Below are 24,849 nucleotides of genomic sequence, written 5' to 3' on the forward strand. Positions count from 1 at the left end.
GGCGAGTCGGTGCCCGGTAGTGTTTCATCACCCACCATAGGGGCCTGAGTGAAACACCGCCGGCCACCGAGGGACAGGCACGGCTGCGAGAGGGCCGCGGCGGGGTCTCCCCGCCCGCGGGTCCAGCTCAGTAGTACACAGCCAGGGGCCCGTTGGGACCCTGGATCACCTGGATGTCGGTGTTGAAGATCTCGGTGAGGACGTCGTCGCGCATAATCTGCTCGGGCGTGCCGTGCTGGACGATCTGTCCGTCCTTCATGGCCAGGATCTTGTCGGAGTAGTGGGCGGCGAAGTTGATGTCGTGCAGCACGATCACCACGGTGCGTCCGAGCTCGTCCGCCGCGCGGCGCAGCTGCTTCATCATCGCTACGGCATGCTGCATGTCGAGGTTGTTCAGCGGCTCGTCCAGCAGCACATAGTCAGTCTGCTGGGCCAGGACCATCGCCACATAGGCTCGCTGCCGCTGGCCGCCGGAGAGCTGATCGAGGTAGCGGTTCTCCAGCTCAGTGAGATCCAGGAAGTCGATGGCTTCGGAGATGTAGCGCTCATCGCCGATGGTCAGCCGCCCCCGGGAGTGCGGGAAGCGTCCGAAGCCCACCAGCTGACGCACGGTCAGGCGGGTCACGAAGTGGTTCTCCTGCCGGAGCACGGAGAGGATCTTGGCGATGGTCTTCGACGGGCTGTTGACGACGTCGTGCCCGGCCACGGTGATGGTGCCGGCGTCGACGTCGAGCAGTCGTCCGATCATGGTCAGGACGGTGGACTTGCCCGCACCGTTGGGGCCCACCAGAGCGGTGACACCACCTGCTTGGATCTCGGTGGAGATGGGGCCAATCTTGACGTCGGAGGCATAGTCCTTGGCTACGCCGGTCAGGGTGATGCTCACAGGCGCCCCTTTCTCATGAGAACGATCAGGAAGACGAGCCCGCCGATGAGCTCCACGATGATGGTGACGGCTCCCCCGGCATCCCAGATATGCCGGAGCACAAAATAGCTGCCCGCCAGGATCGTGTAGGCGAAGAGTGTGGCCAGCGGGAAGAGCATGCGATGGGAGTAGGTGTCGCCGAACTGATAGGCCAGGGTGGCGGCGAGAAACCCGAGGAACATCATGGGCCCCACCAGGGCGGTCGCTGTGGCCACCAGGAGAGAGACCAGCGCCATGATGAGGATCAGCTCGCGCTTGTAGGCGATGCCGAGGTTCAGGGCGCTGGTGCGCCCCAGAGCGATGACGTTGAGCGTATTGGCGCGCAGCCATAGCAGCGCGGTCACTGCCAGGACGATGGGGATCGCGTAGGGCAGATAGTCCGCCCGCGCGTTGGAGATGTTGCCGAAGAGCCGGGCGGTCAGCACGTCGAACTCGCTGGGGGTGAGCATGCGCTGCATGAAGTTGGACAGGGACCCCAGCACACCGCCGATCACCACGCCCACCAGCAGCATGATGTGGATGTTGGAGAAGCGTCCGCCCAGCAGCCAGGTGTAGAGAACCGTGGCAAGCAGCATCATGGCCGCCAGCTGGAGCAGGAAGGGCCCGACGCCGACCAGCGCGGCCGCTCCGCCGACACCGAGCAGGAACACCGCTGCCGTCTGGATCACGGTGTAGAGGGAGCCGAAGCCCATGATGCCCGGGGTCAGGATGCGGTTGTTGACTGCGGTTTGAAAGGCGACCGTGGAGACGGCGTGGCACACCGCGACCACGGCGATGGTGATGAGGGAGTCCCGCCGCATGTCCACGATCAGCCACCAGGGGCGCGAACCGGTCTCTGCCGGGTTGTTCCACGTCATGATGCCGAAGGTCAGGCCTACCGCCAGGACCACCAGCACGGACATCACGATGATGTAGCGGCGCAGATGCTTAGGGTCTGTCACCGGTCCCGAGCGGCGTCGTCGCTGGGTCTCCTGCGATGCTTCTGCGCTGGTGCTGCGGGCGGGAGCGCCCGTGGACTGGGCTTCTGCGGTCTTGAACATCACGAGACGAGGCCTCCCTTGCGCCGCTGGCGCAGCAACAGGCCCAGGAACACGGTGCCGCCGACCAGGCCCAGGACCATTCCCACGGGAATCTCGAAGGGAGCGATGATGACACGTCCGATGAGGTCACAAACGGTGACCGTACAGATGCCCACCAGAACGACCCAGGGCAGGTTGGTCCGCAGGTCATCGCCGCGGATGAGCGCCACGATGTTGGGCACCACGAGGCCGAGGAAGGGCAGGGTGCCCACGACCGTGGCGGTGACGCCGGTGGCCACTGCCACCATGGCGGTGCCGAGGAAGAGCACGAAGGCGTAGTTCAGGCCCACGTTCGTGGCCATGTCCCGGCCCAGTCCCGCGACGGTGAACTGGTCCGCCACGAGGAAGACGAGCACGGTGACTCCGGCGACGATCCACAGCAGCTCGTAGCGCCCCTGAATCACACCGGTGAAGGATCCCTGGAACCAGATGCCCAGAGTTTGCAGGCGATCGGTCATCAGTGCCAGGTAGGTGGTGAAGGAGCTGACGACCGCGCCCAGCATGATGCCGATGATCGGCACGATCAGGCTGGACTTCAGGGAGACTCTGCGCAGGAAGAGGAAGAAGACCATCGTCCCGATGAAGGACATGATGACCGCACCGATCATCCGCTCGAACAGTGTGGCGGCGGGCACCAGCCACATCACGAGGATGAGCCCCAGCCCAGCCCATTCGGTGGTGCCCATGGTGGAGGGCTCCACGAAGCGGTTCTGGGTCAGCAGCTGCATGATGACCCCGGACATGGCCATCGCTGCCCCGGCCAGCACCAGGGCTACGGTGCGGGGAACACGGGTGATCCCGAACATCCAGAAGTTCTCCCAGTTCTCGCCGCCGAAGACGTCGAACTGGCCGGTCAGCAGAGAAAGGACCACCAGGATCAGGGTCACCAGAATGGCCAGCAGGAAAGCGGGGGTCCACAGGCGGCGATGCCGGCGAGTGCGGGCATCCTCCACCAGAATGTCCCGGCTGGTCTGCGAGACGTCCTGCCGCAGGGTGGTGGTCATGTGGTCTCTTCGATCGTAGATGGGCAAGAACTTAGTGCCGAAACATCAGTAAGGCAATGCTACGGAGATTCAACCAGGGAAGTCGAATGTGAACGCCGGCACCCCGGTGGCGAGGTGCCGGCGTCGACGGTGAGAATCTGCGACTACTGCGCCGCCTCCAGGGCGTCAGCGAAGTCGTTGAGGAACTCGGTGTAGGCCTGAATGTCCTCGGTGATGTACATGTTCTGCGGCATGTAGACGATCTGGTCGTTCTCAATTGCCGTGGTGGACTGCAGCGCCGGCGAATCAGCGATGAGCTCTTCGGCGGCGGTGTACTCCGGGTCATTCGGGTTCATACCGTCGCGGTCCAGGACAATGATCCAGTCAGGGTCGGATTCCGCGATGGCTTCCACCGAGATGTCATCACCCTCGTGGTCGGCGGACTGATCGTCCACCTCGAGGGCCGGCACCAGGCCGAACTCCTGGAAGACCGGAGCTACGGCGCGGCCCTCGTTGGGGCCCGCGTAATTAATGTCGCCGCCGGAGGTGATCAGGCCCATCACGGTGTCCTCGCCGTTGTAGGCCTCGGCCACCCGCGCCATGGCGGCGTCGAGCTCATCCACCAGTTCCTGGGCCTCCTCCTCGGACTGGAAGATCTCGCCCAGCTGAGTGGCGTGATTCTTCAACGCGTCGAAGAAGGTAGCCGGATCCCGGAACTCCTCGTCGAACTCCAGAATGACGCCGCCTTCCGGAAGCAGAGCCGCAATGTCGTTGTAGTACTGGGCATAGCGCTGGCCGTTGATGACCAAATCCGGCTCAGCGGCGGCAACGAGCTCGAGGTTGGGCTCGCGGTGGTTGCCGGTGTCGAGGATGTCCTCGTTCTCCGCGTAGGTCTCGTGGACATGGGGCTGCATGAGCGAGCGGGCCGCCACGGTGAGCTCGACGTCGAAGTCCTCCAGGATCCGGAACGCGCGGTTGTCGAAAGCGCCCACGGAGTCGATCTCGTCCAGGTTGATCTCGTGCGTGCCGTGGTCGTCGGTGACGCTGAGAGTGCCGCCCGACTCGCCATTCTCGGACGACTCGGTGGTGCCATTGTCGGCGTCGTTGCCGTTGTCACCGGAATCGCCGTCGTCACCGCAGGCGGCGAGCGCCAGAGCGGCGATGGCGGCGACAGAGAGGAGGCGGAACGTGCGGAGCTTCTCAGCAGGGGTGTCGAGTGACGTCATGAAGCGAACCTTTCTAGGTTTTATTCGACTTAGTCTGACCTAAGCTGAGAAAAGAATTTACTGTGTGCCGTAATCAGGTGCAACTGTGTGACAGGTATGTGTCACCTGGTGGGATCCTTGGCACAGTCACTTTGGGGCCCGCTCGGACCGGTAGCGTGGAGCTGTGTCTGACATGCCCTCCCCCACGTCCCTGGCTCCGGTGCTCAGCCCTGAAGCCTGGGAGCTGCTGAACTCCCTGCCGGAGTACGACGACGCCGCCTCCTCCTCCTTGAACCTGCGGCTGCGCAAGGACGGATGGCCCCCCGAGGTGGTGGCCGCTGTGCTGACACAGTTACGCCTTCGCAGGGCCGCGCGAGGAAAGTTCGGCGAGTTCGCCGAACGCATGCTGCTCACCGACCACGGGCTGCAGCAGTCCACACGACTTCCGGTGGCCGCCCGGCACGCCCGCCGGTTCGTCTCGGCGGCAGTGGAGCACGTGGTAGATCTGGGCTGTGGCCTCGGGGGTGACGCCCTGGCGATGGCCTCCGCCGGACTGCAGGTCACGGCAGTGGAGGCCGACGAGACCACAGCCGCCGCGGCCACCATCAACCTCCGCGCCTTCCCCGAAGCCTCGGTGGTCCACTCCCGCGCGGAGGAGTACACGGCGGGGCTGGATTGGTTCGCCAGGCCCCCCGCAGAAGGACCGGACATGCCGCCCCGGTGGACGGGACCTGGCCTGTGGCTGGACCCTGCCCGGCGCGATGAGCGCTCCCGCATCTGGGACCCCGAGGCCTTCTCACCTCCGCTGAGCTTCGTCACCGAACTTGCTGCCACGGGGGCCCCGATGGGAGTGAAGCTCGGACCGGGCATGCCCCACGAGCTGATCCCTGCAGACTGTGAGGCGGAGTGGGTCAGCATCGACGGAGAGCTGGTGGAGGTGGTGCTGTGGTTCAACGCACTGGCGCGCCCGGGTGTTCGCCGTGCTGCCACCGTGCTGACTAGCAGCAGGGAGGACCCCCTGCGGGTCACCGCTGCGGAACTCACGTCCTCGGATGATTTCGGCCAGGGCCTGCACCCCGATCCGGCGGGCTCGGCAGGACTGCGAGGCGTTCTGCACGAGCCCGATCCAGCGGTGATCCGCGCCGGGCTTGTGGCTGAACTCTGTGCACAGCTGGAGGGGCGCATGCTCGATGAGCACATCGCCTACCTGTGCACCGACGACGCGCCTTCCCCCGCCCATCCTCCCTTCAGCAGGGCCTACCGGGTGCTGGAGGTCATGGACTTCAATCCCAAGAGGCTCAAGCGCTGGCTCCAGGATCAGGAGGTGACCAGCCTTGAGATCAAGAAGCGGGGGGTCGACGTCGTCCCCGAGACCCTCCGCCGGCAGCTGCTGGGCTCTCCGAAGAAGCCTCGCGCCGGGAGTCCCAAGAAACACGCCACCCTGGTGCTGACCCGAGTGGGGGATGAACGGCTCGCCGCCGTCGTCGAGCCTTTACGCTGAGGACTCTTCTCGCAGGTGGGGCGCACCGCCTCACGCGGTGGGGGCGGGGGCCTCTGCGGAGGCGGGCGCCGCCGCTCCGTCCGGCTCGGGACCAGCACCCGCTGCCGCGGCCTGGTCTGCGACGGTTGCGGTGTCATTCCGCAGCAGGACCCAGACGGTGAGGATCGTGGCGAGCACGATGCCCGCGGCGATGCCGCCGGTCAGGTGCACTGACTGCACAAAGGACTCACGTGCCGCGCTCCAGAGCGCTTCTGACTCCGTGCCGCCGAGCCGCTCGGCGGCCACCGAGGCCGCGCTGATGGTTTCCGATGCGCCCTCGACCGTGCGGGCGGGCACACTCTCGGGCAGCTCCGCGCCGGTGAGCTGGGTGCGGTAGGAGAAGGTCAGCACGCTGCCCATGACGGCAACGCCGAGGGCGCCGCCGAACTCGTAGGCGGTCTCAGAGATCGCCGAAGCCGCCCCGGCCCGGTGCGGCGGCGCCGCGGTAAGGATCGCGTCGTTGGTCAGAGTCTCGGTCAGCCCGGTGCCCAGGCCCAGCAGAGCGAAGGCGATGAGCACCACCAGCATGCCGTCGGTGACTGGCAGCAGCGTGAGTGAGGCCATTCCGGCCGCGGCGATGAGCAGACCGCCGGCGATCACGGTGCGCAGCGCCAGGCGCCGCGCGATCGGGATGACGATGAAGCTGGCGACCACCGAGAGGATGAGCCCCGGGATCAGCACGAGGCTGGCGTGGACGGGGCGCATCTCATAGGCGGTCTGCAGCAGCTGTGTCAGGAAGAACAGCGCGCCCACCATTGAGAAGACGAGCATGAAGTTGGTAACCACGCCCGCCCGGAACCGCCGGATGCTGAACAGGCTCAGGTCCAGCAGGGGATGGGTCAGGCGCCGCTGACGATGCACGAAGATCACCAGGGCGGTGAGGCCCAGGGCGAGGGCGACCAACGGCAGCACGGAGATGTCTCCGGCCACGAGTCGTTTGATGCCGTAGACGGTGCTCAGCATGCCCAGCAGGGACAGACCCACGGAGACGGCGTCGATCCTGCCCGGGTTCGGGTCCTTGGACTCGGTGACCAGCAGCGGCAGAGCGATGAGGATGAGCACGATCACGGGCAGGTTGATGAGAAAGACCGAGCCCCAGAAGAAGTGCTCGAGCAGCACGCCGCCGAGGATGGGCCCGAAGGCTGCGCCGGCGGAGAATGCCGAGGCCCATACCGCGATCGCCACCACTCGTTGCTTCGGGTCTGGGAAGAGGCTGCGGATGAGCGACAGCGTGGACGGCATGAGGGTGGCCCCGGCAATGCCCAGCAGGGCCCGGGCACCGATGAGCATCTCGGGGCTGGTGCTGAAGGCAGCCAGGGCTGAGGCGGCGCCGAAGGCCGCCGAACCGATCATCAGCAGACGACGACGGCCCACGCGGTCTCCGAGGGAGCCCATGGTGATGAGGAAGCCGGCGATGAGGAAGCCGTAGATGTCCACGATCCACAGCAGCTGCTCACCGGTGGGCTGCAGGTCGGCGGAGAGATGGGGCACGGCAAATCCGAGGACCGTCATGTCCACGGAGATGAGGATGACGGGCAGCACGAGAGTTGCCAGTCCGAGCCATGCCTTCAGGCCCGCACGCTCAGAGGGCAGCGCGGGCTGGGGATTCACAGGGGTCTGCGAAGTCATGATGTTCCATTGGGCGCAGTGCTGCATGGGACGGCCGGATGCAGCTGCGCGGTACACGTGATGTGCCGGCTGGGGCAGATCGCCGGGATACCGTCCTGACGGGAAAATCCCGCTGCCCACCAGCGTAGCACGCAACATTACAGACGTAATGTTTGGCTCAGGAGCCGGGACTTCCTCCGTCGGAGCGGGGACTCAGACTCCACGCCGGGAACGGGTCGCAGAAGGTGGCCCACGTCGTCGGACCAGCGCTCAGCTCCGCATCGGTGAGCAGGGCATCATCGAGGCCCTGCACAAGTGCTTCCGGAACCAGGTCCACTCCGATGAAGACGATGTCCTGACCGAAGGCCAGCAGCTCATCCGGATCTGAGATCTGGTGATCGAAGGCTAGAGGCAGCAGTGACAGCATGGTTCCCACCTGCTCCCAGTGCGCGGTGACGTGCGGGCGCGTCGCCAGGCGGCAGAAGCCTGCCGAGCGGACCACCTGCCCGAACTCACCACCCTCCACTCGGGTGTCCAGCACATCCTTCAGCCGGCCGGGATGAAAAGGCCTGGGGGTCTCGTAGCGCACAGCGGAGACCGAGGGGTGATCGACCGCCGGTACAAAGTCGGCATTGAGCACGCTGACCCAGCCGGGGCGGGTCTGCTCCTGAGTGTAGGGCTTGGCCGACGGCGTGAAGGAGACATCGTCCTCCCCCTCAAGGCGCAGGGCAGCGTGGGGGCTCAGATGTCCCAGCAGAGCGTGGATCAGGTCGAACTCAGCATCGGGCAGCCCGCGCCAGTTGACCATCACCACGATCGAGGCATATTCAATCTGCCCCATCATCAGCTGCGCACGAGAGACGAACTCCGCCCGCTCCGAGGCCTCGCCACCATCCGGAGACCACTGGCGCTGCAGGTCAGTGATGACGTAGTCCTCTCCCCATAGATCCTGCATGAGGTGCGCGAGGTCGACCACGCAGACGATCTCGCTGAGCTGCGTCTGCCCGGCGGGGTCGGCGTACTCTCCGATCAGATCGGTCATCACCGCATGAAGCGGGATCTCCATGACCAGGGCTGCATTCTGCCCGGTGCCGTAGTTGTGGTGCGCCAGTCGCTGGACCGCGTCGTTGATCGCATGCGACCCCGAGGCCACCTGCTGCGCGTTGAGCAGCGCCCTGCCCTGGCACGCCGCGAGCCGCCGGGCATAGCCGTGCCGCTCCGGCCCGCAGGCTCCTACCACCGCGATGACATCAACAGGGCGGAGATTGAGACCCATGGGCAACCCTTCCGTGTTCGGTGTGATTAACTGTTAATGCTAATCATTCTCATGAGGAGGTCAAGTGAAGGTCCGCAAATCTCTGCGATCACTGAAGAACAAGCCCGGCTCCCAGGTGGTGCGCCGCAGGGGCAAGACGTATGTGATCAACAAACAGAACCCGCGATTCAAGGGCCGTCAGGGCTGATCCGCCCCGGCGCGAGCTCTCTCTGCATGCTGGATTCTCCTGCGTCCCCCCGAGCGGCACGGCACCCCTCCCCCGCGACAGCCCTGAGCGCACGACGACGCCGCCTGAGGAAGCTTCTGCTCATTGCCGCCGCGAGCACGGCCGCCCTAGTGACGGTCATCAGCCTGGCAGTATCCCTGGGTCCGGTGCGCACCCCGATGCTCGCCGCGCCCGTGGTGCTACTCGAGCCCATTGCACCCGCCCTTCAGCCCTTTGGTCTGCACCTGCCGGACCTGGATCCGTCACATTCGGCGCTGATCTCCACCGTGCGCCTGCCACGTGTCCTGCTCGCTGCCCTGACGGGGGCCGCACTCGCCTGTGCCGGTGCCGTGATGCAGGCGGTCTTCCGCAACCCTCTGGCGGAACCGGGAATCACCGGCGTCTCCTCCGGTGCGGCAGCCGCGGCAGTTCTGCTCCTGGTCACCGGCGTGGCCATGGCCCATCCCTGGACTCTGCCGGCTGGTGCCTTTTTGGGCGCCCTGGCAGCAGTCACCTTTGTCCAGCTGGTCGCCGGAGTTGCCAGACCAGGCTCCACCGCAACCCTGCTCCTGGTGGGCGTGGCCCTCAACGCTCTGCTGGGCGCTGTCATCTCCGCTGCGATCGCCAACGCCTCGAGCACCTCGGACGTGCAGCACGCTATTTTCTGGCTCAATGGGGATCTCACCGCCACCTCCTGGGGCGATGTGCGCGTGGCCGTCATCCCTGTACTGATCGGACTGGTCGTCCTGCTGGGCTTCGGCAGAGAACTGAATCTGATGGTGCTCTCAGAGGACGCGGCAGCCTCCAGCGGGGTCAACACGGTGGCCGTGCGGCAGGTCGTTCTGGCCGTCGCGGCACTCATCACCGCCGCCACGGTGGCCGTGACCGGGGTCATCGCCTTTGTGGGCCTGGTGGTCCCGCATCTGGTGCGGCTGGTCATCGGTCCGGATCAACGGGCGCTGCTGCCGCTCTCCGTGGCCGCCGGCGCGGTCTTCCTGGTCCTGGCTGACCTGGGGGCCCGCCTGCTCTTCAGCCCCGTAGTGCTTCAGACCGGAGTGGTGACCGCCCTCGTCGGTGCGCCGGTACTGCTGCTCCTCGTACTGCACCGGAGGCCCGGATGAGCACCACACCCCCGCCGAGGACACCAACCCGCTCCTCCGCAGCAAGCACGGTGCTGCGCGCGGAGGATCTGCAGTTGTCCTACGGCTCGCAGCGCGTGCTGCAGGGAGTCACACTGAGCCTGCAACGCGGGCGCGTCCACGGTCTCGTCGGTCCCAACGGTGCCGGCAAGTCCACTCTGCTGCGTACGCTGGCCGTCTTGCAGAAGCCAGCCCGGGGACGGGTGTACCTGCCCTCCACCCGGAACGAGCCAGCTTCCGAGCCCGCCTGCCCCGGACGAGACCTGTGCACCCTGAGCAGCCGGGAGCGGGCGAGGTTCTTGGCCTATCTGCCCCAGGACACCTCGGTGGCCTTTGACTTCCCTGTCCGGGAGGTGGTGGCCATGGGCCTCTACGCCCACCTCTCCCGCTTCAGGGGCCCCAGTAGCGGGGATCTTGCCCGCATTCAGCACGCTCTGCAGAGAACCGGCACCGAAGCACTGGCGGAGAAGTCCGTTCGCAGCCTCTCCGGAGGGCAGCGGCAGCTGGTGCTACTGGCCAAGCAGCTCGCCCAGCGCCCGGAGATCTATCTCCTGGACGAACCAGTCTCCGCCCTGGACATCGCGCACCAACTACATGTGGCCCAGTGCCTGCGCGAGCTGGCAGCCGCCGGACACGCCGTCGTCGTCGTGCTGCATGACATCACCTATGCCGCCGCTCTGTGTGACCGCATCACAGTGATGCACCAGGGGCGCATCTACGACGACGGCACTCCCGAACACGTCCTCACCGAGCAGATGTTCGCCGAGGTATATCGCGTCCGAGCCCGCGTGGAGACCACTTCCGGGGGGAACCTCACGGTTCTCCCCTACGGGGTGGTTTCCGCCCGGGGTGACCGCACCCGAAGAAGACAAGAAGGAGAATGACCCATGACACAGAAGCGCATGGTGCACAGACCGCCTGCTCGCGATTCCCGCGTGCTGCTGAGCGCCGTCGCGGCGCTGAGCATCGGAGCACTCGTGCTCACCGGATGCGCCGGGGCAGACGACCCCGACGCCCTGGACGCGCAGGGGACCGGTGCCCCCGAGTCGGGGACAGAGAATGATGGGGCCCCGACCGAGGACTCAGCGGAGACCGGCGAGGCTGCCACAGTGACCGGCGAGGCTGCCACAGTGGAGGGGCCGGACTGGCCGCGCACCGTCACCCTGGGTGAGCAGGAGGTGGTGATCGAGCAGGAGCCCCAGGCCGTCGTCGCGCTCTCCACCGAAACCGGGGATATCACCCTGGAGCTCGCCGGACCCGAGCGAGTGGCGGCAGTGACGACCGGTTCGGCCACCGAGGGCACGGGCAATGCGGTGGAGCTGGCCCAGGAGGTGGAGACCGTCTTCCCTCCGGGCACCGATCCCGATCCGGAACAAGTCCTGGCGCTTGAGCCGGATCTGGTGCTCATCACTGGGCGGCATGACGGGGAGGACAACGTCGCGGATATCTTGGCGGCCTCCGGCGTGCCGGCCCTGGTATTCGATACCGCGGACTTCGCCACCCCGGATGCGGTGGCCGACTCGGTACGACTCCTCGGTGTGGCCCTGGGCGAGGACACCTCCGCCGCCGAGCAGGCCGAGGCCATTGAAGAGGAGGTCCTTCAGGTTCAGGAAGCGGTGGTTGGGGCCGAGGGACAGTCGCAGCCGCGCACCGTAGGACTGATGGCCCGGGGCAACCAGGTGATGGTCACCGGCATGGGCTCCACGCTGACCAGCCTGGCTGAGCAGGCTGGCGGAGCCTCGGTGGCCGAGGAGATGGGCTGGCGCGGGGCTGTGCCGGTGGATGCCGAGCTACTGCTGGCGGCCAATCCGGACGTCATCCTCATCGAGGACTTCCAGGGCGCCGGCATAGCCCCGTTCGAGGATCTGCTGGCCTCATCGGTCCTCGCTGAGGTCCCGGCGATCGCCCAGGACGAGGTGCATCTGATCCCCGGTGCGGTAGCCTCCGGCACCGCGGGGCTGCGTATCGGTGAGGGTTTGCGGCAGATCGCCGAGATTCTGCACCCAGAGCAGTTCTGATGCCTCGAATGTGCGGCGCCCGCGTGCCGTCTCGGCCCTCACGGGCGCCGCACATTCGATGATCTACTGCGGTGAGGACTACCGGTCGGCGTCGGGACCCGAACCGGGGCCGCCGGGGCCGGGGTTCTCCGGATCATCCTTCCAGCTCTCCGACTGCTTGAGCTTTTGCCGCACCAGGATCAGCACCACCACGATGATCGCGAAGGCGCCTCCGGCAAAGGCGATGGGCGCCCAGGTCGGGATGGAGTCTTCGGCGATCGCGGGGTTCTCCTCCGAGGCAGCCTCGTCCTCGGAGAGCACCTCGGGAGCGGGGCTAGTCTCGTCAGCACCCGGGGAATCCGCTGCCGCTTCGTCCTGCTGGACGCCGTCAGCCTGGCCCGCCCCCTCCTCTTCTGCCTCGACGGGGGCGTCGACGGTGAATTCGAAGGACTGCTGTTCATCGTGACCGTCGGAGTAGACCACGCGGTAGAGCACCTCGTAATCGCCGTTGGGCAGTTCGTCACGCAGGTCAGTGCTCATCGTGGAGCCGCTGACCTCCGCGGGCTCATCGCTGGCCCAGTCTTCGCCGTCGTCGTCATGAACCTGAATGTCATTGGTGATGCCTTCGCCCACCGTGAGGCCTGAGCCGGAGAACTCGAGCACGATCTCTGCCGGCGCCTCCTCCAGTACCTCTCCGGCCTCAGGGGTGGAGGAGATCAGGGTGTCATGAGCCCAGGCCGGCGCGGCCCAGGCGGCGCACAGTCCCAGTGCTGCGATTCCAGCGGCTGCCGTGATGCGCAGTGCTTGGGGGTTCAGGCTCGCGGTACGTGCGGTATCAGTGGTCTTCATGGAGATTCCTTAAGGGTTGTCGACGTGCGTGTTCTTCAGGGCACGACGACGACCGGTGGACCGCGAAGCGTTCTTGCCCCCGCGCCCCACCATGAGCGCAGACGGACTGGCTGGGGCCAGCCGGCACCGGCGGCATGCGGCCGCACGTGCAGCGGATGCCCCAGGACGTCCAGCAGAAGGGCGATGGGACGCAGGGTAAGCAGGTCGGCGAGGGCCGCGAGCACCAGGTCTCCGCGGCGGATCAGCAGATACGCCGCGGCCGCGGCCGCGAGGTGGGCAGCGGCCATCACGGGTGAGACGCCGCCGTGGGCGCCATGGCTCGCGCCTGAGGATTCAGCAACCGCGGTGAGTGCGGCTACATCCACGAACGTGGCCCCGTGGGAGTGGGCACTGTCGCCAGCCCCTGGGGCATCCCCCCACGCAACGGCAGACGGGGCCGGAAGCACCACGAAGAGACCGTGGAGCACCGCCTGGGTGCCAATGACCGCACCGGCCAAGCGCCATCGGCTGAGCCGGATGGAGGACAGCGCTGTCGCCAGCGGGGCACCTACGGCCAGCGCGAGGACCAGGACTACGGCATGAGGAGGATGATGCCCAGCCGCGGTATGAGCCAGAACGGCTGAGACCAAGGAGACTGCCGTGATGAGCACGCCGCGCAGCATTCGGCCTGCACCGCTCATGCTGCACCTCCTCGCTCGCCGGACCGAAGCCTCTGACGCCTCGCAACCTCGCCCAAATTCTACGCCCCGTAGAAGAGGGGACGGCGTCAGAGGGCGGTGGGATCAGCCGCCGCAGCCTTCAGCAGGGTGCGAATGGCCTGCTGCCGGGCTTCGAAGCCGTTGATCTTTCCCCCGGACTCGGCCGGCAGATGATGGACCATGTAGAGCATGGCCCACACGGAACTGGCCAGCCACTCCACGCTGAGCTGAGGGTCGATCGTGCCATCCCTGTGGCCGCGGTCGATCATCGCACCGATGCGTTCTTCGGTCTCGTCCGGCTCCTCGGGGTTGAGCTGGGCAGCGTCTGCCGTGGAGGCCCACCACCAGATGAGAATGGACAGACTGTCCAGCAGCTCGGTACACAGCCGCCGGTAGGCCTCGAACCCCGTGCCTTCCTCCAGACGAGCCCTGTTGGCGACGTCCCGCCAGGCTTGGCCCGCCAACTCGGTCGCTGCGGCCCTGAGCGCACTGCGGTCGGAGAAGTACCGATGGAGGGTACTGCGGGAGACCCCAGCCTTCTCTGCCACCTCGGCGAGGGGCGCCCCGGGGTTGGAGGCGAGAACCTCGATACCGGCCTCGAGGATGGCGCGACGGGTACGTTCGGCAGCAGACGAGGATTCAGGCATGCCCCAATGCTATAAGACCGTGCCCCGTAGTGCATCAGATATTGACAATAATGAGACACTTATGTCTCACTAGAGAGCATGACTGACGCAACCACTCGCCCCGACACCGACCCGGAGGCCACGCCCACCTCCGCGCGGTTCAGAATCCTCTGGTCCTTCGCTCGGCCCTATCTCCCCGCCCTCGGCGCGGCCCTGCTTCTCGGGTTGCTGACCTCTGCCATGACACTGGCCAGCCCTCTGGTCACCGAATGGGTGCTGGAGACCCTGGCCGTGGGGGGTTCGCTGCGGGATCCCCTGCTGATCCTGCTTGCCCTGCTGGTGGTGGGCGCCGTCGTCGGGTGGTTCCAGTGGGTTCTGCTGGGCCGGCTGGCTGAGGACATCGTCTACGACGCCCGACGCCGGATGGTGCTGCGCTATCTGGGCAGCCGGGTCTTTGATCTGCTTCGCCACAGCCCGGGAGAACTGGTCACCCGAACCACGAGCGACACGGTGCTGCTGAACCAGGCGGCATCCTCCTCGATCATCGGCCTGATCAACGGTGCCGTCACCCTCCTCGGCTCGCTGCTGCTGATGGCGTGGCTGGACCTTCCGCTGCTGCTGGCTACCTTGGGTGCCGTCGTCCTGGTGTTCCTGTGCTTCGCGGTTCTCATGCCGCGCATCGCCACCGCTGAGGAGAAGGCCCAAGCCGCACTCGGGGGCCTGGGCACTGAGGTTGAGGGGACAGTGCGCGCGGTGAAGACCGTAAAGTCCTCTTCCGCGGAGCACAGCCGCTACGACGCCGTGATGTCTCATGCGGCGGAGTCCCGTCGGCAGAGCATGCGCTCCGTGCGGACCCAGGCAGCCGCCTGGACCATCAGCGGCGGGGCCATGGACCTGGCCATCATCGTGGTGCTCGGCTTCGGTGCCTACCGGGTCAGCACCGGCGAGCTGGGAGTTCCCACCCTGGTGGCCTTCCTGCTCTACGTCTGGGGCCTGATGGGACCGATGATGGAGCTCACTCAGAACCTGACCACCCTGCAGTCAGGCCTGGCCGCGGCCGGGCGTATCGCGCAGATCGAGCGGCTGCCCGCGGAAGACCCGGACCTCGAGGTTCGTGTCACCGGAGGCACTGCAGGGGATCTCCGGCGTGCCGAGCAGAAGCTCTCCTCCGGCCTCTCCGCGTCCGGGGACACCCCAGACGGACGCGACGCCTCCGCCCTTAGCCCGATCGTGGAGCTGCGCGGGGTCACTGCCCGCTATGAGCCCGGCGCCGAGCCCGCCGTGGTCGGACTGGATCTTGTGGTCCCCCGCGCCGGCCACGTGGCGCTGGTCGGCTCTTCCGGAGCGGGCAAAACCACGGTACTGAACCTTCTGCTGCGGTTCCTGGAGCCCGAGCAGGGGACCCTCCGCTTGGCAGGGGTCCCCTATGACCAGCTCAACCATGCGCAGGTGCGAGCCTCCTTCGCCTATGTGGAGCAGGAGACCCCCGTGGTGCCGGGCACCATCCGGGAAAACCTGCTGTTCACCAACCCGTCGGCCACCGATGAGGAGATCAGCACCGTGCTGGAGCGCCTGCACCTGAGCGAGAAGATCGCGGCTCTGCCTCAGGGGCTAGATACCCGCCTGACCGAGACGAATGTCTCCGGCGGGCAGCGGCAGCGCATCGCGCTGGCGCGGGCCCTGCTGGCTCGCCCCCAGGTGCTGCTGCTGGATGAGGCGACCGCTCAGGTCGACGGCCTCACCGAGGCAGCGATCCAGGAGACCATCAGCGACCTGGCCCAGCACTCGGCGGTGGTGACCATCGCCCACCGGCTCTCCACCGTCCTTGACGCGGACCAGATCCTCGTCATGGACGGCGGGCGGGTGGTCGGACGCGGCACCCACGAAGAGCTGATGCAGTCCACTGAGCTGTACCAGGACCTCGTCGCCGCACTCCGGATCGGCGCCGGAGGACGCGACGCATAGCTCAGCAGCGGGAGTGACCCGGCTGGTGCTCACCCACGGTGACCGGCAGCGCACCTGGCGCCTCAGCTCCTTGCAGCACCTCGACCAGCGCCTGGAAGGACTCCGGGGTCCGTCCGTAGAGCGCCAGCTTGGTCTGCCCAGCGGAGTCAGCCAGTGCTTCGGGCCTGTCCAGGGCCACCACAATGTCTCCGCTGGCGGGTGTGCTGCCGCCCAGCAGGGTCACGGTGGGCCCCCATCCGACCTGAAGACCGGCCTCTTCGGCGGCAGCCGCCAGCCGAGCACGGTCCTGCTCCGTACCCCCGGCGATCTGCATCGCCTCGTCCACCAGAGGCGCCTCGCACTCGCCCTCCACTAGCGTCAGCCCCGCCTGGGAGAGGGCGAGGGCAGTTGCCGCCGGGTCGGCATCCTCGGCCGGAAGCTCCTCTGCCAGCATCTCGGGGACCTCGACCCCCGGTCCGGCATCCAGCCGCCCTGAGGCAAGGTCCTGCTGCCAAAGAACCAGGGCTACGACCCGCTCGGCGGCCTCGTTCAGCCGATCCTCGCTGAGCTCCCCGGACTCGACCGCCTGCACCAGTGCCGCATACGCCCCGGGCACCGAGGGGGGCATCAGGAGCAGGTCCGCCCCGGCGGCCAGGGCCCGCACGGAGGCCTGATCACCGCCGCCGACGGTGGCGGCCATATTCATCGCGTCGGTGACGATGACCCCGTCATGGCCCATCGAGCGGATCTCCTCATAAGCAGCCGCTGATAACGACGACGCCACCCCCTCCTCAAGGGCCGGAACCTCCAGATGCCCCATCATGACCATGGGCACGCCGGCCTCCACGGCCGCGGCGAAGGGAGCCCAGTCACGTTCGCGCAACTGCTCGAGTGAGGCCTCCTGAACAGGCAGCGTGTAGTGCGAGTCCTCCGTGACGGACCCGTGGCCCGGGAAGTGCTTCACCGAGCCGGAGAGTCCACCCTCTGCCAGTCCCCGGATGCCGGCCAGCGCGAGCTGAGCCACAGCCTCGGGCTGGCTGCCGAAGGAGCGGGAGCCGATGGTGGGATCTGCAGCGCCCACGGTGACGTCGGCGTTGGGGGCGAAGCTCGTGGTGAAGCCGAGCTCCAGCAGGTCCTGGGCCATGAGCTGATGTCCCTGCCGGGTGAGCGTGGCGTCGTCGGCCGCCCCGTAGGCCATGGGCGCCGGCCACTCGGTCACCGGTGATCCCACGCGCGTCACCAGCCCGCCTTCCTGGTCCACCGAGAGGATCGGGGGGACTAGGCGGTCTTCTCCCCCGGCTGCGGCAATGGTCTGAAGGTCAGCCGCGAGCGCCTCGGTGTCGACCGAACTGGTGCCTCCGGGGATGTTGTGGCCCATCAGGATCATCCCGCCCAGGTGCAGCTGTTCCACGAGTGCCGCCGCCGAGGCAGCGTCGGTGCCGGAGTACTCGCCGATGAGCACCTGGCCCGCCTTCTGTTCCACGCTCATCTGCCCCACGAGCTCAGCGGCCTGGGCGCGGTGCTCGTCCGAAGGACCGGCGAGCGCCTGCTCGTAGGCCCGCCGGGCCTCCTCACGCTCCCGCTCGGCCTCCGCCTCCTGTGACTGCTGGTCCTCTGACTCACGGTCCGAGTGTGCGGAAGGTGAGGTGACGCCGTCGTCGCCGGCGCATGCGCTCAGCGCCACGCCCAGAAGCAGGAACGAGGCAACCAGGCCTCGGGGCCGTGTCGCAGTCTTGCCGCATGCGGCGCGGCGAACACCGGAGGGGGTGGGGGAAGATGTCATGCGCTCCAGGGTAGGACACCTGACTGGAGCGCCCGAGTACACCCGGTGACACCAGTGCGCACTGACCCGCAGTAAGCGTCAAGACTCCGGCCAGGAAGCATCCAGCTCAGTGGATAGGCTGGGCAGCGTTGCATCTACGTTTTAAAGGAGAGCCTCCCGTGGAACTGCCCTTTGCGAAGTCCGATCGCTCCACCCTCGGCCTGGAATGGGAGCTTGCCCTGGTCGACCGCCAGACCGGCGACCTGCGCAGCGTCGCCGAGCGGATCCTGGAGGCTGTCCGGCGGGAGATCCCCGAGCTCTCCGGCGATGATGAGCATCCCTACGTTAAGCAGGAGCTGCTGCTGAACACGATCGAGCTGGTCACCGATGTGGCTCAGACCGTGGACCAGGGCGTGCAGCAGCTGCGCGAATCCGCCCAGACCGTGATGAAGCACGCCGAGCCCCTGGACGTGGATCTCTACTGCCAGGGCAGTCACCCCTTTGCCCCGCCGACCAAGCAGCCCGTCACGGACAAGGAGCGCTACAACGAGCTGATCGAGCGCACCCAGTGGTGGGGGCGTCAGATGGTCATCTACGGCGTGCACGTGCATGTGGGGCTCGACGACGTGAAGTACGCGATGCCCGCAGTCAACGCCTTGTGCAACTACAACGCCCACTTCCAGGCGCTGACCGCCTCCTCTCCCTTCTGGTCCGGGGAGGACACCGGCTACGCCTCAAACCGCGCCCTGATGTTCCAGCAGCTTCCCACCGCCGGCATCAGCTTCCAGTTCGACGAATGGTCCGGCTATGAGAAGGCCGTGTCCGACCTGGAGCACACCGGCGTCATCCGGGACGTCACGGAAGTGCGGTGGGATGTGCGCGCCGTGCCGCGTCTGGGGACCGTGGAGCTGCGCGTCTGCGACGGGCTGGCCACTCTGGAGGAGATCGGCGCGATCGCCGCCCTGACCCAGTGCATTGTCCACGACACCGTCCAGCACCTGGACAACGGCGGCTCGGTGACCTCCATGCCGCCCTGGTACGTCAAAGAGAACAAGTGGCGGGCGGCCCGCTACGGCATGGACGCGATCATCATCCTCAACGAAAACGGCGACGAGGAACTGGTCAGTGACCACCTTGCCAAGGAGCTGGACCGTCTGGAGCCAGTGGCCAAGGAGCTCGGCTGCACCGCGGAGCTGCGTTACGTGGAGACCATGATGAAGCAGGCCGGCTACCAGCGTCAGCGCAAGGTTGCCGAGACCCACGACGGCGACCTTCGCCAGGTGGTGCTGGATTCCGCCGCCCGCACCCGCACCAGCATCAACGGCTGAGCCGTCCCGCACGATTCGCACCCCACTTCCGCACGCCAGGGCCTGCGCAAGTGGGGTGCGATTGCGCTAAGTGGGGTGCGATCCGCAAGAGTGAACGCGCCGGCCTGACGCCGCGTGTTATCCACAGGACACGCACAGCTGTAGATTCCCCACCACGACGCCGGCAGGCTGGGGTCATGAGCCCGGCACCGCCTGCCTCCGCCGCTGCAGCCCGCAGCCTGAACCTTCTACGCCCCGGCCAGCAGCCGCATCGTAGGAACCTGGAGAAGCGAACCCGCAGCGGCGAGCTACTGCGGCTCAGACGCGGAATCTACATCGACGCCGCAGCATTTCTCAGCGCTTCCCCTGATCAACGCCACAGAGCCGAGTCCGCCGCAGTCGCCCTGACCAAGGAACACGCGGTCTTCTGCCGAGAGACCGCGCTGGCACTGCACGGGGTGCCGCTGCTTGCAGCACCCGGTGCGGTCCACGTGCGGACATTTCGAGCCTCTCGTGCTGGCCGACAATGTCATTCCCAGGCTGACCTGCCGGAAAGCAGCGACGCCGCCCGTGACCTCCTGCAGCGCACTGGGCTCACGCCCGGCCAGGCCCGCCATCGGCTCTCGGGGCTGGAGGTCAGGCGGATCCTTCCCCCGATGCCCGCCGGATACACCCGGGCCCAGGCAGCGGCGGCATACCGTGAGGGGGCACTAATCCTTCCTCGCACGGCCCTGCCAGCCGCCGCTTTCACCGGGTTCACCGCCGAGCCGCACCTGGCTGAGGTGGAAGACCTGCCGTTCACCCTCTCCGACACGGTGCCGCGCATGGGGATGCCGGCCGCCGTCGTCGTCCTGGACGCCGTCCTGCGAGGTTTCGGCCCCGAGAAGAGGCGGTACACACGCGAGAGCCTTCTGGCGTGGAGCACCATTCTCCCCAGCACCAGCCTGCAGAAGCGCTGGCAGGAGCTGCTGGCGTTTGCCGATGAGAACTCTGAGTCCCCCGGGGAGTCCTGGTCCCGGGTGCTGCTTCATCAGTGCGGTTTTCCCGCCCCGGTGCTTCAGCAGAGGTTTACGCTGAGCACGGGCCGCAGGGTGCGGACGGACTTCTTCTGGCCTGAAAGGGGACTAGTCGGCGAATTCGACGGACGCATGAAGTACACGCGGGCCAGACAGCTCTCTGGAGACGACGCGGGCGAGGTGGTCTTTCAGGAGAAACGTCGCGAAGAGACGCTGGCGGAGCTGGGGCTCCGCACCGTGAGGTGGGTCTGGGACGACCTGCGAGATCCCGCGCGGATGGTCGAGCGATTGAGCCGTGCCGGACTGCCACGCCGGCGTTAAAGCCTCGGGGCGGGGCTTTTCCCGGTGCTCACGACCCTGCGATCACACCCCGGTTGGCGCATTCGCCCCCGCCTTAGGCAGCGCAATCAGTGCCGTAGTGGGGTGCGAACGCGGTGGGTGGTCTAGACGCTGATGCGCTCGACCGGCTGCGAGGAGTCGGCCGGGACCGCCAACGACGACGGGGCCGCCCCCGCCGCCACAAGCTGAGCCCCCAGGGCGGCGACCATGGCGCCGTTGTCGGTGCACAGCGGGATCGGCGGCACGATCAGCTCGATCCCTGCGGCCTCGCAACGCTCAGCGAGAACCTGTCGCAACCGCCGGTTGGCCGCCACTCCCCCGCCCAGCAGCAGGGTGGTGATGCCATGCTCGCGGCATGCGCGCACAGCCTTAGAAGTCAGGACGTCCACCACGGCCTCCTGGAAACTGGCCGCGATATCGGCCACCGGCACGGGCAGACCCTGGTCCTGGAACTGCTCCACGGCGCGTGCCACTGCGGTCTTCAGACCCGAGAAAGACCAGTTGTGCCGGTGTTTGCCAGGGTTCTCGGCGCTGCCTTCGAACTTAGGCATCGTCAGACCGCGCGGGAACCGGAAGGCTGAGCCGTCGCCCTGGGCGGCTGCAGCGTCGATGGCTGGACCGCCGGGGTAGCCCAGCCCCAGCAGGCGGGCCGTCTTGTCGTAGGCTTCACCGGCGGCGTCGTCGATGGTGGATCCCAGCAGCTGCACGTCGTCAGTCAGGGAGCCCACGCGCAGGATCTCGGTGTGCCCGCCGGAGACCAGAAGCGCCCCCGTATCAGGCGGCAGCGCAGCCACCGCGGCATCGCGGTCCCCGTCGGAGAGCAGACCCACGGCCACGTGGGCCACCAGGTGGTTGATCCCGTAGAGCGGCTTGTTCGCAGCCATCGCGAGCCCCTTGGCTGCGGAGAGCCCTACCATAAGTGCACCGGCAAGTCCGGGGCCTGCAGTTACTGCGATCGCGTCGACGTCGCTCAGCTGCACCCCGGCAGTGTCCAGCGCCCGCCGCAGCGTCGGGGTGAAGGCCTCTAGGTGCGCACGTGCGGCAATCTCGGGGATGACACCGCCGAAGCGGACGTGCTCCTCCATGGATGAGGCCACCTCATTGGCCAGGAGTCGAGTGCCGCGCACAATGCCGACACCAGTCTCGTCGCAGGAGGTTTCGATGCCCAGCACCAGGGGTTGGGCGGTGGCTGCGGTGGCACTCACCGGACGTCTCCTGTCAGGTTCGCAGCAGTGGAGGGTTTCGGATCAGCCAGGTGCTTGCGCATGATGAGCGCATCGCCTCCGTCGGGGTAGTAGTGCGGGCGGCGGTGGATCTGTTCGAAGCCCACGCGCAGATACAGGCGCTGGGCGCCCGGATTGTCCTCGCGGACCTCCAGCAGAAGGTCCTCAGCCCCGCGGCGCCGCGCCTCGGTTTCGATCTCTTCCAGCAGTGCGCTGCCGAGTCCCTGCCCCTGAGCCTCGGGGGCAACGGCGATGGTCTGCACATCAGCTAGTGGCAACACACACATCATCCCGGCGTACCCGATGATCCCGGCCGTGCCGCCGGCCTGTTCGGCGGTTTCAGCAACCCAGTAGCGGCGCGTGGCCTGGTCAGCGGGAACAGTGGGCTCTGCGTGGGCGAGTTCGTCGTAGAAGAAGCTCTCGGGCCAGGCATCGTGCGGGAATAGGCGCCGCTCCAGGTCGAGGACTGCGGCGACGTCGTCGGCCCGCATGGCACGCAACGTCCACCGCGCGGAGTGGCCGGCGCTCATGGGGTGCTCCGCGTTTGCTGCGGGGCACGCGTCTGCTGGGGCGCACCCATCTGTTGAGGGATCTGGGCGTCGGATTCTCTGAGGTAGAGCGGGCGCGGTTCGCACAGCACCCCCAGGAGGTCACCGGCGAGCGCACCGTCTGCCAGCAGCCCCAGCTCAGCCGCCTGCGGGATCCAGCCGGAGGCCTCCCGCGGGGCCTGATCGGGAAGACGCAGGTGCTCCGGGTACAGACTCACCCCTGCACCGACGGCAGGCAGCTCGGGCAACTCCGAGGCGCTGCCCACGAAGGGCCCCTCGATCAGGCGGGATCCGTCGTCGTCGGACTCGTACCGGGCCCAGTAGACCTCGCGGCGGCGAGCATCGGTGGTGACGAGGAACTCACCGGAGACGCTGTTGGTCTGGACAGCATGCAGCGCCACCGCGTCCAGGCTGCACACTCCGTGCAGCGGCACGCCCCAGCCTTCGGCGAGGCTCTGCGCCAGCGCCAGTCCCACGCGCAGGCCGGTGAAGGGCCCGGGACCCACTCCGACGACGACGCCGTCAACCGGCATCTCTCCGGCGGTCACCTGTGCGCCCGCCTCCTGAAGCAGGCTCTGTACGGCAGGGGCCAGGACTTCGGCGTGGGTGTTGGTCTGCTCGGTCCGCCAGGAGGCGAGGACCTCTCCGCTGCGGATCAGGGCGGCGGAGGCTCCGGCGGAGGTGTCGAGGGCAAGAAGCACCCCACCATGGTACTCAAGGCGTCTGTGCGCAGGCCGCCTGGCTGGTCCCGACTCCCTCTACGGTGCCGGCTTGCTACAGCGGCGGCTGCTCCCAGCGCGGTCCGTAGCCGCGCAGCACCGCCGTCCGCGGAGTTCCCGCCAGATCTTCCTCCGTTTCGGAGAAGTCTGTGACGATCTGCGGCGCAGCGGCGTGGGCGGCCAGAGACTCCCCGGCCGCTACAGCCGGGGTGATGGCCTCGGGCTCGGTGGCCAGAAGCTCGAGGTCAATCCAGGAGCCGGACTCTCCCAGCAGGGCGCGCTCGACCAGTCCGCGACCCCATTCGATCACGGTGACCGAGTCAGGCAGTGTGGCCAGTAGGTCCAGGGACTCCAGGCCCGCGGCGTCGGTCCGGTACGCATCCACGTGGACCAGGTCGGGCCCCTGAGTGGCGCTTCGGTGGATGCGCGAAAGCACGAAGGTGGGGGAGCTGATCTGACCGCTGACCCCCAGTGCCTCTCCCAGCGACTGGGTGAAGGTGGTCTTGCCGGCGCCCAAACCTCCTGTCAGCACCAGCAGGTCCCCGCCGCGCAAATGAGCGGCGAGGCCCCGGGCGAACTCCGCGGTCTCCTGAAGGTCGGTGAGGGGGATGCGGCGCTCCCAGCGCTCCCCCGGCAGGGGTTCGGCGGGCTGGTCGGCGGGTGAGGGTGTCATCCGGTCTCCTACTCAGCCTCAGTCGCATCACCGGAGTCGGTGACGATCCGCGGGACGCGCGCACCGATGCGGGTGATGATCTCGTAGTTGATGGTGTGGGCAGCCTCGCCCCAGTCCGCTGCGGAGATGCCGGACTCGCCGCCGAAGAGCACCACTTGGTCACCCACACTCACGGGAGCGTCCTCGCTGCCGAGATCTACGACGAACTGATCCATGGCCACGCGCCCTGCGGAGCGGTAGACGTGACCATTGATGCTGACGGGCGCGTGCACCGCGATGCGCGGAATGCCGTCGGCGTAGCCCAGGGGTATCAGCGCCAGCGCGGTGGGAGCATCCACCCGATGGGTCAACCCGTAGCTGATGCCCTGGCCGGCGGGCACCCGTTTGACGTTGGCGACCGTGGTGCGCAGCTCCATGGCCGGCTTCAACCCCAGATCAGCGGCACTGCGGTCGGCGAACGGGCTCTCCCCGTAGACCCCCACCCCCACACGGACCATGTCGAAGTGGGCGTCCGGGCGGGAGAGCGCTGCCGGGGTGTTGGCCACGTGCCGCAGGTCGGGGACAATCCCGTTCTCCTCAGCCACAGCCAATGCTTGCCGGTAGGCCTCCAGCTGCTCGTCGGTCTCGCGACGGTCCGGCTCATCGGCCACGGCGAGATGGGTGAAGATCCCGTCGACGCTGATGAGCCCCTCCTCCTGGTAGCGATAGGCCCGCTGCGTCAGCTCTGGCCAGGCGGCTGCGGTGGCACCGTTGCGCCCGAGTCCGGTGTCGATCTTCAGGTGCACGCGCGCAGGAGTCTGCAGACGGCTGGCAGCGGCGGCCACCTCATCGAGCTCCCAGCCAGAGATCCCCAGGTCAATGTGGTCCTCAATGGCCTCCGCGAAGTTTGTGCCGCGGGTGTGCAGCCAGGCCAGAATGGGCGCTTCGATGCCGGCGCGGCGCAGGCTCAGGGCTTCAGTGACATGAGCGGTGCCCAGCCAGTCGGCACCGCCCTCCAGCGCAGCCTGGGCGGTGGTCAGCGCCCCGTGGCCGTACCCGTCGGCTTTCACAGCGACCATGACTTTTGCAGGGCGCACGTAATCAGCGATGGTGCGCACGTTGTGCCTGATCGCAGCGGTGTCGACGATTGCCGCCCGCTCGAATCCGGGGTGGACGGCGCTCGGCTGCGCACCGGTGAAACTCATAGGC

23 protein-coding genes are annotated in these 24,849 nt (G+C 67.3%); 8 read left to right on the plus strand and 15 right to left on the minus strand.

Going from position 1 to position 24,849, the window contains the following annotated elements:
* Positions 1 to 127 precede the first annotated feature (127 nt).
* From RH857_RS01865 to RH857_RS01880, 4 genes are all read right to left on the minus strand, one after another.
* Positions 128 to 886 carry an iron ABC transporter ATP-binding protein gene (locus RH857_RS01865; protein WP_310536273.1) on the minus strand — a complete coding sequence of 253 codons (759 nt, stop codon included), beginning with the start codon at positions 884 to 886 and terminating at the stop codon, positions 128 to 130.
* Complete coding sequence (locus RH857_RS01870) at positions 883 to 1,965, minus strand: iron chelate uptake ABC transporter family permease subunit (RefSeq protein ID WP_310536274.1); 1,083 nt, start codon at positions 1,963 to 1,965, stop codon at positions 883 to 885. Before RH857_RS01870 ends, RH857_RS01865 begins: the two co-directional genes overlap by 4 nt.
* Complete coding sequence (locus tag RH857_RS01875) at positions 1,965 to 3,008, minus strand: ABC transporter permease (protein ID WP_310536275.1); 1,044 nt, start codon at positions 3,006 to 3,008, stop codon at positions 1,965 to 1,967. Before RH857_RS01875 ends, RH857_RS01870 begins: the two co-directional genes overlap by 1 nt.
* A 143-nt stretch (positions 3,009 to 3,151) precedes the next feature.
* A complete protein-coding gene (locus RH857_RS01880) occupies positions 3,152 to 4,213 on the minus strand; it encodes a siderophore ABC transporter substrate-binding protein (protein ID WP_310536276.1) in 1,062 nt (353 codons plus the stop codon).
* 172 nt (positions 4,214 to 4,385) lie between these two features.
* On the opposite strand from RH857_RS01880, the gene RH857_RS01885 reads away from it, so the two are divergent.
* Positions 4,386 to 5,693, plus strand: a complete 1,308-nt coding sequence (locus RH857_RS01885) for a THUMP-like domain-containing protein (RefSeq protein ID WP_310536316.1) — start codon at positions 4,386 to 4,388, stop codon at positions 5,691 to 5,693.
* Positions 5,694 to 5,723: 30 nt separating this feature from the next.
* Here the strand turns inward: RH857_RS01885 and RH857_RS01890 are convergent, their stop codons facing one another.
* Both RH857_RS01890 and RH857_RS01895 read right to left on the minus strand, forming a co-directional pair.
* Positions 5,724 to 7,361 (minus strand): MFS transporter, encoded by a 1,638-nt coding sequence (locus tag RH857_RS01890; protein WP_310536277.1) that lies wholly within the window; start codon positions 7,359 to 7,361, stop codon positions 5,724 to 5,726.
* 157 nt (positions 7,362 to 7,518) lie between these two features.
* Positions 7,519 to 8,616 (minus strand): CobW C-terminal domain-containing protein, encoded by a 1,098-nt coding sequence (locus RH857_RS01895; RefSeq protein ID WP_310536278.1) that lies wholly within the window; start codon positions 8,614 to 8,616, stop codon positions 7,519 to 7,521.
* Positions 8,617 to 8,680: 64 nt separating this feature from the next.
* Between RH857_RS01895 and ykgO the strand changes: the two genes are divergently transcribed.
* The 4 genes from ykgO to RH857_RS01915 are packed head-to-tail and all read left to right on the plus strand — an operon-like array spanning position 8,681 to position 11,978.
* Complete coding sequence (gene ykgO / locus RH857_RS01900; RefSeq protein ID WP_310536279.1) at positions 8,681 to 8,803, plus strand: type B 50S ribosomal protein L36; 123 nt, start codon at positions 8,681 to 8,683, stop codon at positions 8,801 to 8,803.
* 26 nt (positions 8,804 to 8,829) lie between these two features.
* Positions 8,830 to 9,942, plus strand: a complete 1,113-nt coding sequence (locus RH857_RS01905; RefSeq protein ID WP_310536280.1) for a FecCD family ABC transporter permease — start codon at positions 8,830 to 8,832, stop codon at positions 9,940 to 9,942.
* Positions 9,939 to 10,844 carry an ABC transporter ATP-binding protein gene (locus RH857_RS01910; RefSeq protein WP_310536281.1) on the plus strand — a complete coding sequence of 302 codons (906 nt, stop codon included), beginning with the start codon at positions 9,939 to 9,941 and terminating at the stop codon, positions 10,842 to 10,844. The genes RH857_RS01905 and RH857_RS01910 overlap by 4 nt, the downstream gene beginning before the upstream one ends.
* Before the next feature lie 3 nt (positions 10,845 to 10,847).
* On the plus strand, positions 10,848 to 11,978 hold the full coding sequence (locus tag RH857_RS01915) for an ABC transporter substrate-binding protein (protein ID WP_310536282.1): 1,131 nt from the start codon (positions 10,848 to 10,850) through the stop codon (positions 11,976 to 11,978).
* Between the two features lie 78 nt (positions 11,979 to 12,056).
* Here the strand turns inward: RH857_RS01915 and RH857_RS01920 are convergent, their stop codons facing one another.
* The 3 genes from RH857_RS01920 to RH857_RS01930 all read right to left on the minus strand — a co-directional run bounded on the left by RH857_RS01920 (position 12,057) and on the right by RH857_RS01930 (position 14,151).
* Entirely contained in the window at positions 12,057 to 12,806 is a 750-nt protein-coding gene (locus RH857_RS01920) for a copper resistance CopC family protein (RefSeq protein WP_310536283.1), read from the minus strand.
* A 35-nt stretch (positions 12,807 to 12,841) separates the two neighbouring features.
* Entirely contained in the window at positions 12,842 to 13,486 is a 645-nt protein-coding gene (locus RH857_RS01925; RefSeq protein ID WP_310536284.1) for a hypothetical protein, read from the minus strand.
* Between the two features lie 86 nt (positions 13,487 to 13,572).
* The gene (locus tag RH857_RS01930) at positions 13,573 to 14,151 is read right to left on the minus strand and encodes a TetR/AcrR family transcriptional regulator (RefSeq protein ID WP_310536285.1); all 579 of its coding nucleotides are present in this window, start codon (positions 14,149 to 14,151) and stop codon (positions 13,573 to 13,575) included.
* Between the two features lie 78 nt (positions 14,152 to 14,229).
* On the opposite strand from RH857_RS01930, the gene RH857_RS01935 reads away from it, so the two are divergent.
* Complete coding sequence (locus RH857_RS01935; RefSeq protein WP_310536286.1) at positions 14,230 to 16,095, plus strand: ABC transporter ATP-binding protein; 1,866 nt, start codon at positions 14,230 to 14,232, stop codon at positions 16,093 to 16,095.
* Position 16,096: 1 nt separating this feature from the next.
* Here the strand turns inward: RH857_RS01935 and RH857_RS01940 are convergent, their stop codons facing one another.
* Positions 16,097 to 17,857: a glycoside hydrolase family 3 protein gene (locus RH857_RS01940; RefSeq protein ID WP_310536287.1), complete on the minus strand. Its 1,761-nt coding sequence runs from the start codon at positions 17,855 to 17,857 to the stop codon at positions 16,097 to 16,099.
* Between the two features lie 158 nt (positions 17,858 to 18,015).
* Here RH857_RS01940 and RH857_RS01945 point away from each other — a divergent pair, with 158 nt between their 5' ends.
* Together RH857_RS01945 and RH857_RS01950 are read left to right on the plus strand one after the other, a co-directional pair.
* On the plus strand, positions 18,016 to 19,164 hold the full coding sequence (locus tag RH857_RS01945; RefSeq protein WP_310536288.1) for a glutamate--cysteine ligase: 1,149 nt from the start codon (positions 18,016 to 18,018) through the stop codon (positions 19,162 to 19,164).
* 176 nt (positions 19,165 to 19,340) lie between these two features.
* Positions 19,341 to 20,480 (plus strand): hypothetical protein, encoded by a 1,140-nt coding sequence (locus RH857_RS01950; protein WP_310536289.1) that lies wholly within the window; start codon positions 19,341 to 19,343, stop codon positions 20,478 to 20,480.
* Between the two features lie 122 nt (positions 20,481 to 20,602).
* Here the strand turns inward: RH857_RS01950 and tsaD are convergent, their stop codons facing one another.
* The 5 genes from tsaD to alr form a co-directional block, all read right to left on the minus strand.
* Entirely contained in the window at positions 20,603 to 21,703 is a 1,101-nt protein-coding gene (gene tsaD / locus RH857_RS01955; RefSeq protein ID WP_310536290.1) for a tRNA (adenosine(37)-N6)-threonylcarbamoyltransferase complex transferase subunit TsaD, read from the minus strand.
* Positions 21,700 to 22,251: a ribosomal protein S18-alanine N-acetyltransferase gene (gene rimI / locus RH857_RS01960; protein WP_310536291.1), complete on the minus strand. Its 552-nt coding sequence runs from the start codon at positions 22,249 to 22,251 to the stop codon at positions 21,700 to 21,702. The genes tsaD and rimI overlap by 4 nt, the downstream gene beginning before the upstream one ends.
* Complete coding sequence (gene tsaB, locus RH857_RS01965) at positions 22,248 to 22,970, minus strand: tRNA (adenosine(37)-N6)-threonylcarbamoyltransferase complex dimerization subunit type 1 TsaB (RefSeq protein WP_310536292.1); 723 nt, start codon at positions 22,968 to 22,970, stop codon at positions 22,248 to 22,250. Before tsaB ends, rimI begins: the two co-directional genes overlap by 4 nt.
* 73 nt (positions 22,971 to 23,043) lie before the next feature.
* A complete protein-coding gene (gene tsaE / locus RH857_RS01970; RefSeq protein WP_310536293.1) occupies positions 23,044 to 23,661 on the minus strand; it encodes a tRNA (adenosine(37)-N6)-threonylcarbamoyltransferase complex ATPase subunit type 1 TsaE in 618 nt (205 codons plus the stop codon).
* A gap of 8 nt (positions 23,662 to 23,669) precedes the next feature.
* A complete protein-coding gene (gene alr / locus RH857_RS01975) occupies positions 23,670 to 24,845 on the minus strand; it encodes an alanine racemase (RefSeq protein WP_310536294.1) in 1,176 nt (391 codons plus the stop codon).
* Positions 24,846 to 24,849 lie beyond the last annotated feature (4 nt).

It is taken from the genome of Nesterenkonia flava (assembly GCF_031432335.1).
Classification (GTDB): Bacteria; Actinomycetota; Actinomycetes; order Actinomycetales; family Micrococcaceae; genus Nesterenkonia; species Nesterenkonia flava.

Bases quoted from the DNA above. Each gene is read 5' to 3' on its own strand.
- RH857_RS01870 (WP_310536274.1), bottom strand. From the start codon at position 1,965: ATGTTCAAGACCGCAGAAGCCCAGTCCACGGGCGCTCCCGCCCGCAGC.
- RH857_RS01875 (WP_310536275.1), bottom strand. From the start codon at position 3,008: ATGACCACCACCCTGCGGCAGGACGTCTCGCAGACCAGCCGGGACATT.
- RH857_RS01880 (WP_310536276.1), bottom strand. From the start codon at position 4,213: ATGACGTCACTCGACACCCCTGCTGAGAAGCTCCGCACGTTCCGCCTC.
- RH857_RS01885 (WP_310536316.1), top strand. From the start codon at position 4,386: ATGCCCTCCCCCACGTCCCTGGCTCCGGTGCTCAGCCCTGAAGCCTGG.
- RH857_RS01890 (WP_310536277.1), bottom strand. From the start codon at position 7,361: ATGACTTCGCAGACCCCTGTGAATCCCCAGCCCGCGCTGCCCTCTGAG.
- RH857_RS01895 (WP_310536278.1), bottom strand. From the start codon at position 8,616: ATGGGTCTCAATCTCCGCCCTGTTGATGTCATCGCGGTGGTAGGAGCC.
- RH857_RS01905 (WP_310536280.1), top strand. From the start codon at position 8,830: ATGCTGGATTCTCCTGCGTCCCCCCGAGCGGCACGGCACCCCTCCCCC.
- RH857_RS01910 (WP_310536281.1), top strand. From the start codon at position 9,939: ATGAGCACCACACCCCCGCCGAGGACACCAACCCGCTCCTCCGCAGCA.
- RH857_RS01915 (WP_310536282.1), top strand. From the start codon at position 10,848: ATGACACAGAAGCGCATGGTGCACAGACCGCCTGCTCGCGATTCCCGC.
- RH857_RS01920 (WP_310536283.1), bottom strand. From the start codon at position 12,806: ATGAAGACCACTGATACCGCACGTACCGCGAGCCTGAACCCCCAAGCA.
- RH857_RS01925 (WP_310536284.1), bottom strand. From the start codon at position 13,486: ATGAGCGGTGCAGGCCGAATGCTGCGCGGCGTGCTCATCACGGCAGTC.
- RH857_RS01930 (WP_310536285.1), bottom strand. From the start codon at position 14,151: ATGCCTGAATCCTCGTCTGCTGCCGAACGTACCCGTCGCGCCATCCTC.
- RH857_RS01935 (WP_310536286.1), top strand. From the start codon at position 14,230: ATGACTGACGCAACCACTCGCCCCGACACCGACCCGGAGGCCACGCCC.
- RH857_RS01940 (WP_310536287.1), bottom strand. From the start codon at position 17,857: ATGACATCTTCCCCCACCCCCTCCGGTGTTCGCCGCGCCGCATGCGGC.
- RH857_RS01950 (WP_310536289.1), top strand. From the start codon at position 19,341: ATGAGCCCGGCACCGCCTGCCTCCGCCGCTGCAGCCCGCAGCCTGAAC.
- rimI (WP_310536291.1), bottom strand. From the start codon at position 22,251: ATGAGCGCCGGCCACTCCGCGCGGTGGACGTTGCGTGCCATGCGGGCC.
- tsaE (WP_310536293.1), bottom strand. From the start codon at position 23,661: ATGACACCCTCACCCGCCGACCAGCCCGCCGAACCCCTGCCGGGGGAG.
- alr (WP_310536294.1), bottom strand. From the start codon at position 24,845: ATGAGTTTCACCGGTGCGCAGCCGAGCGCCGTCCACCCCGGATTCGAG.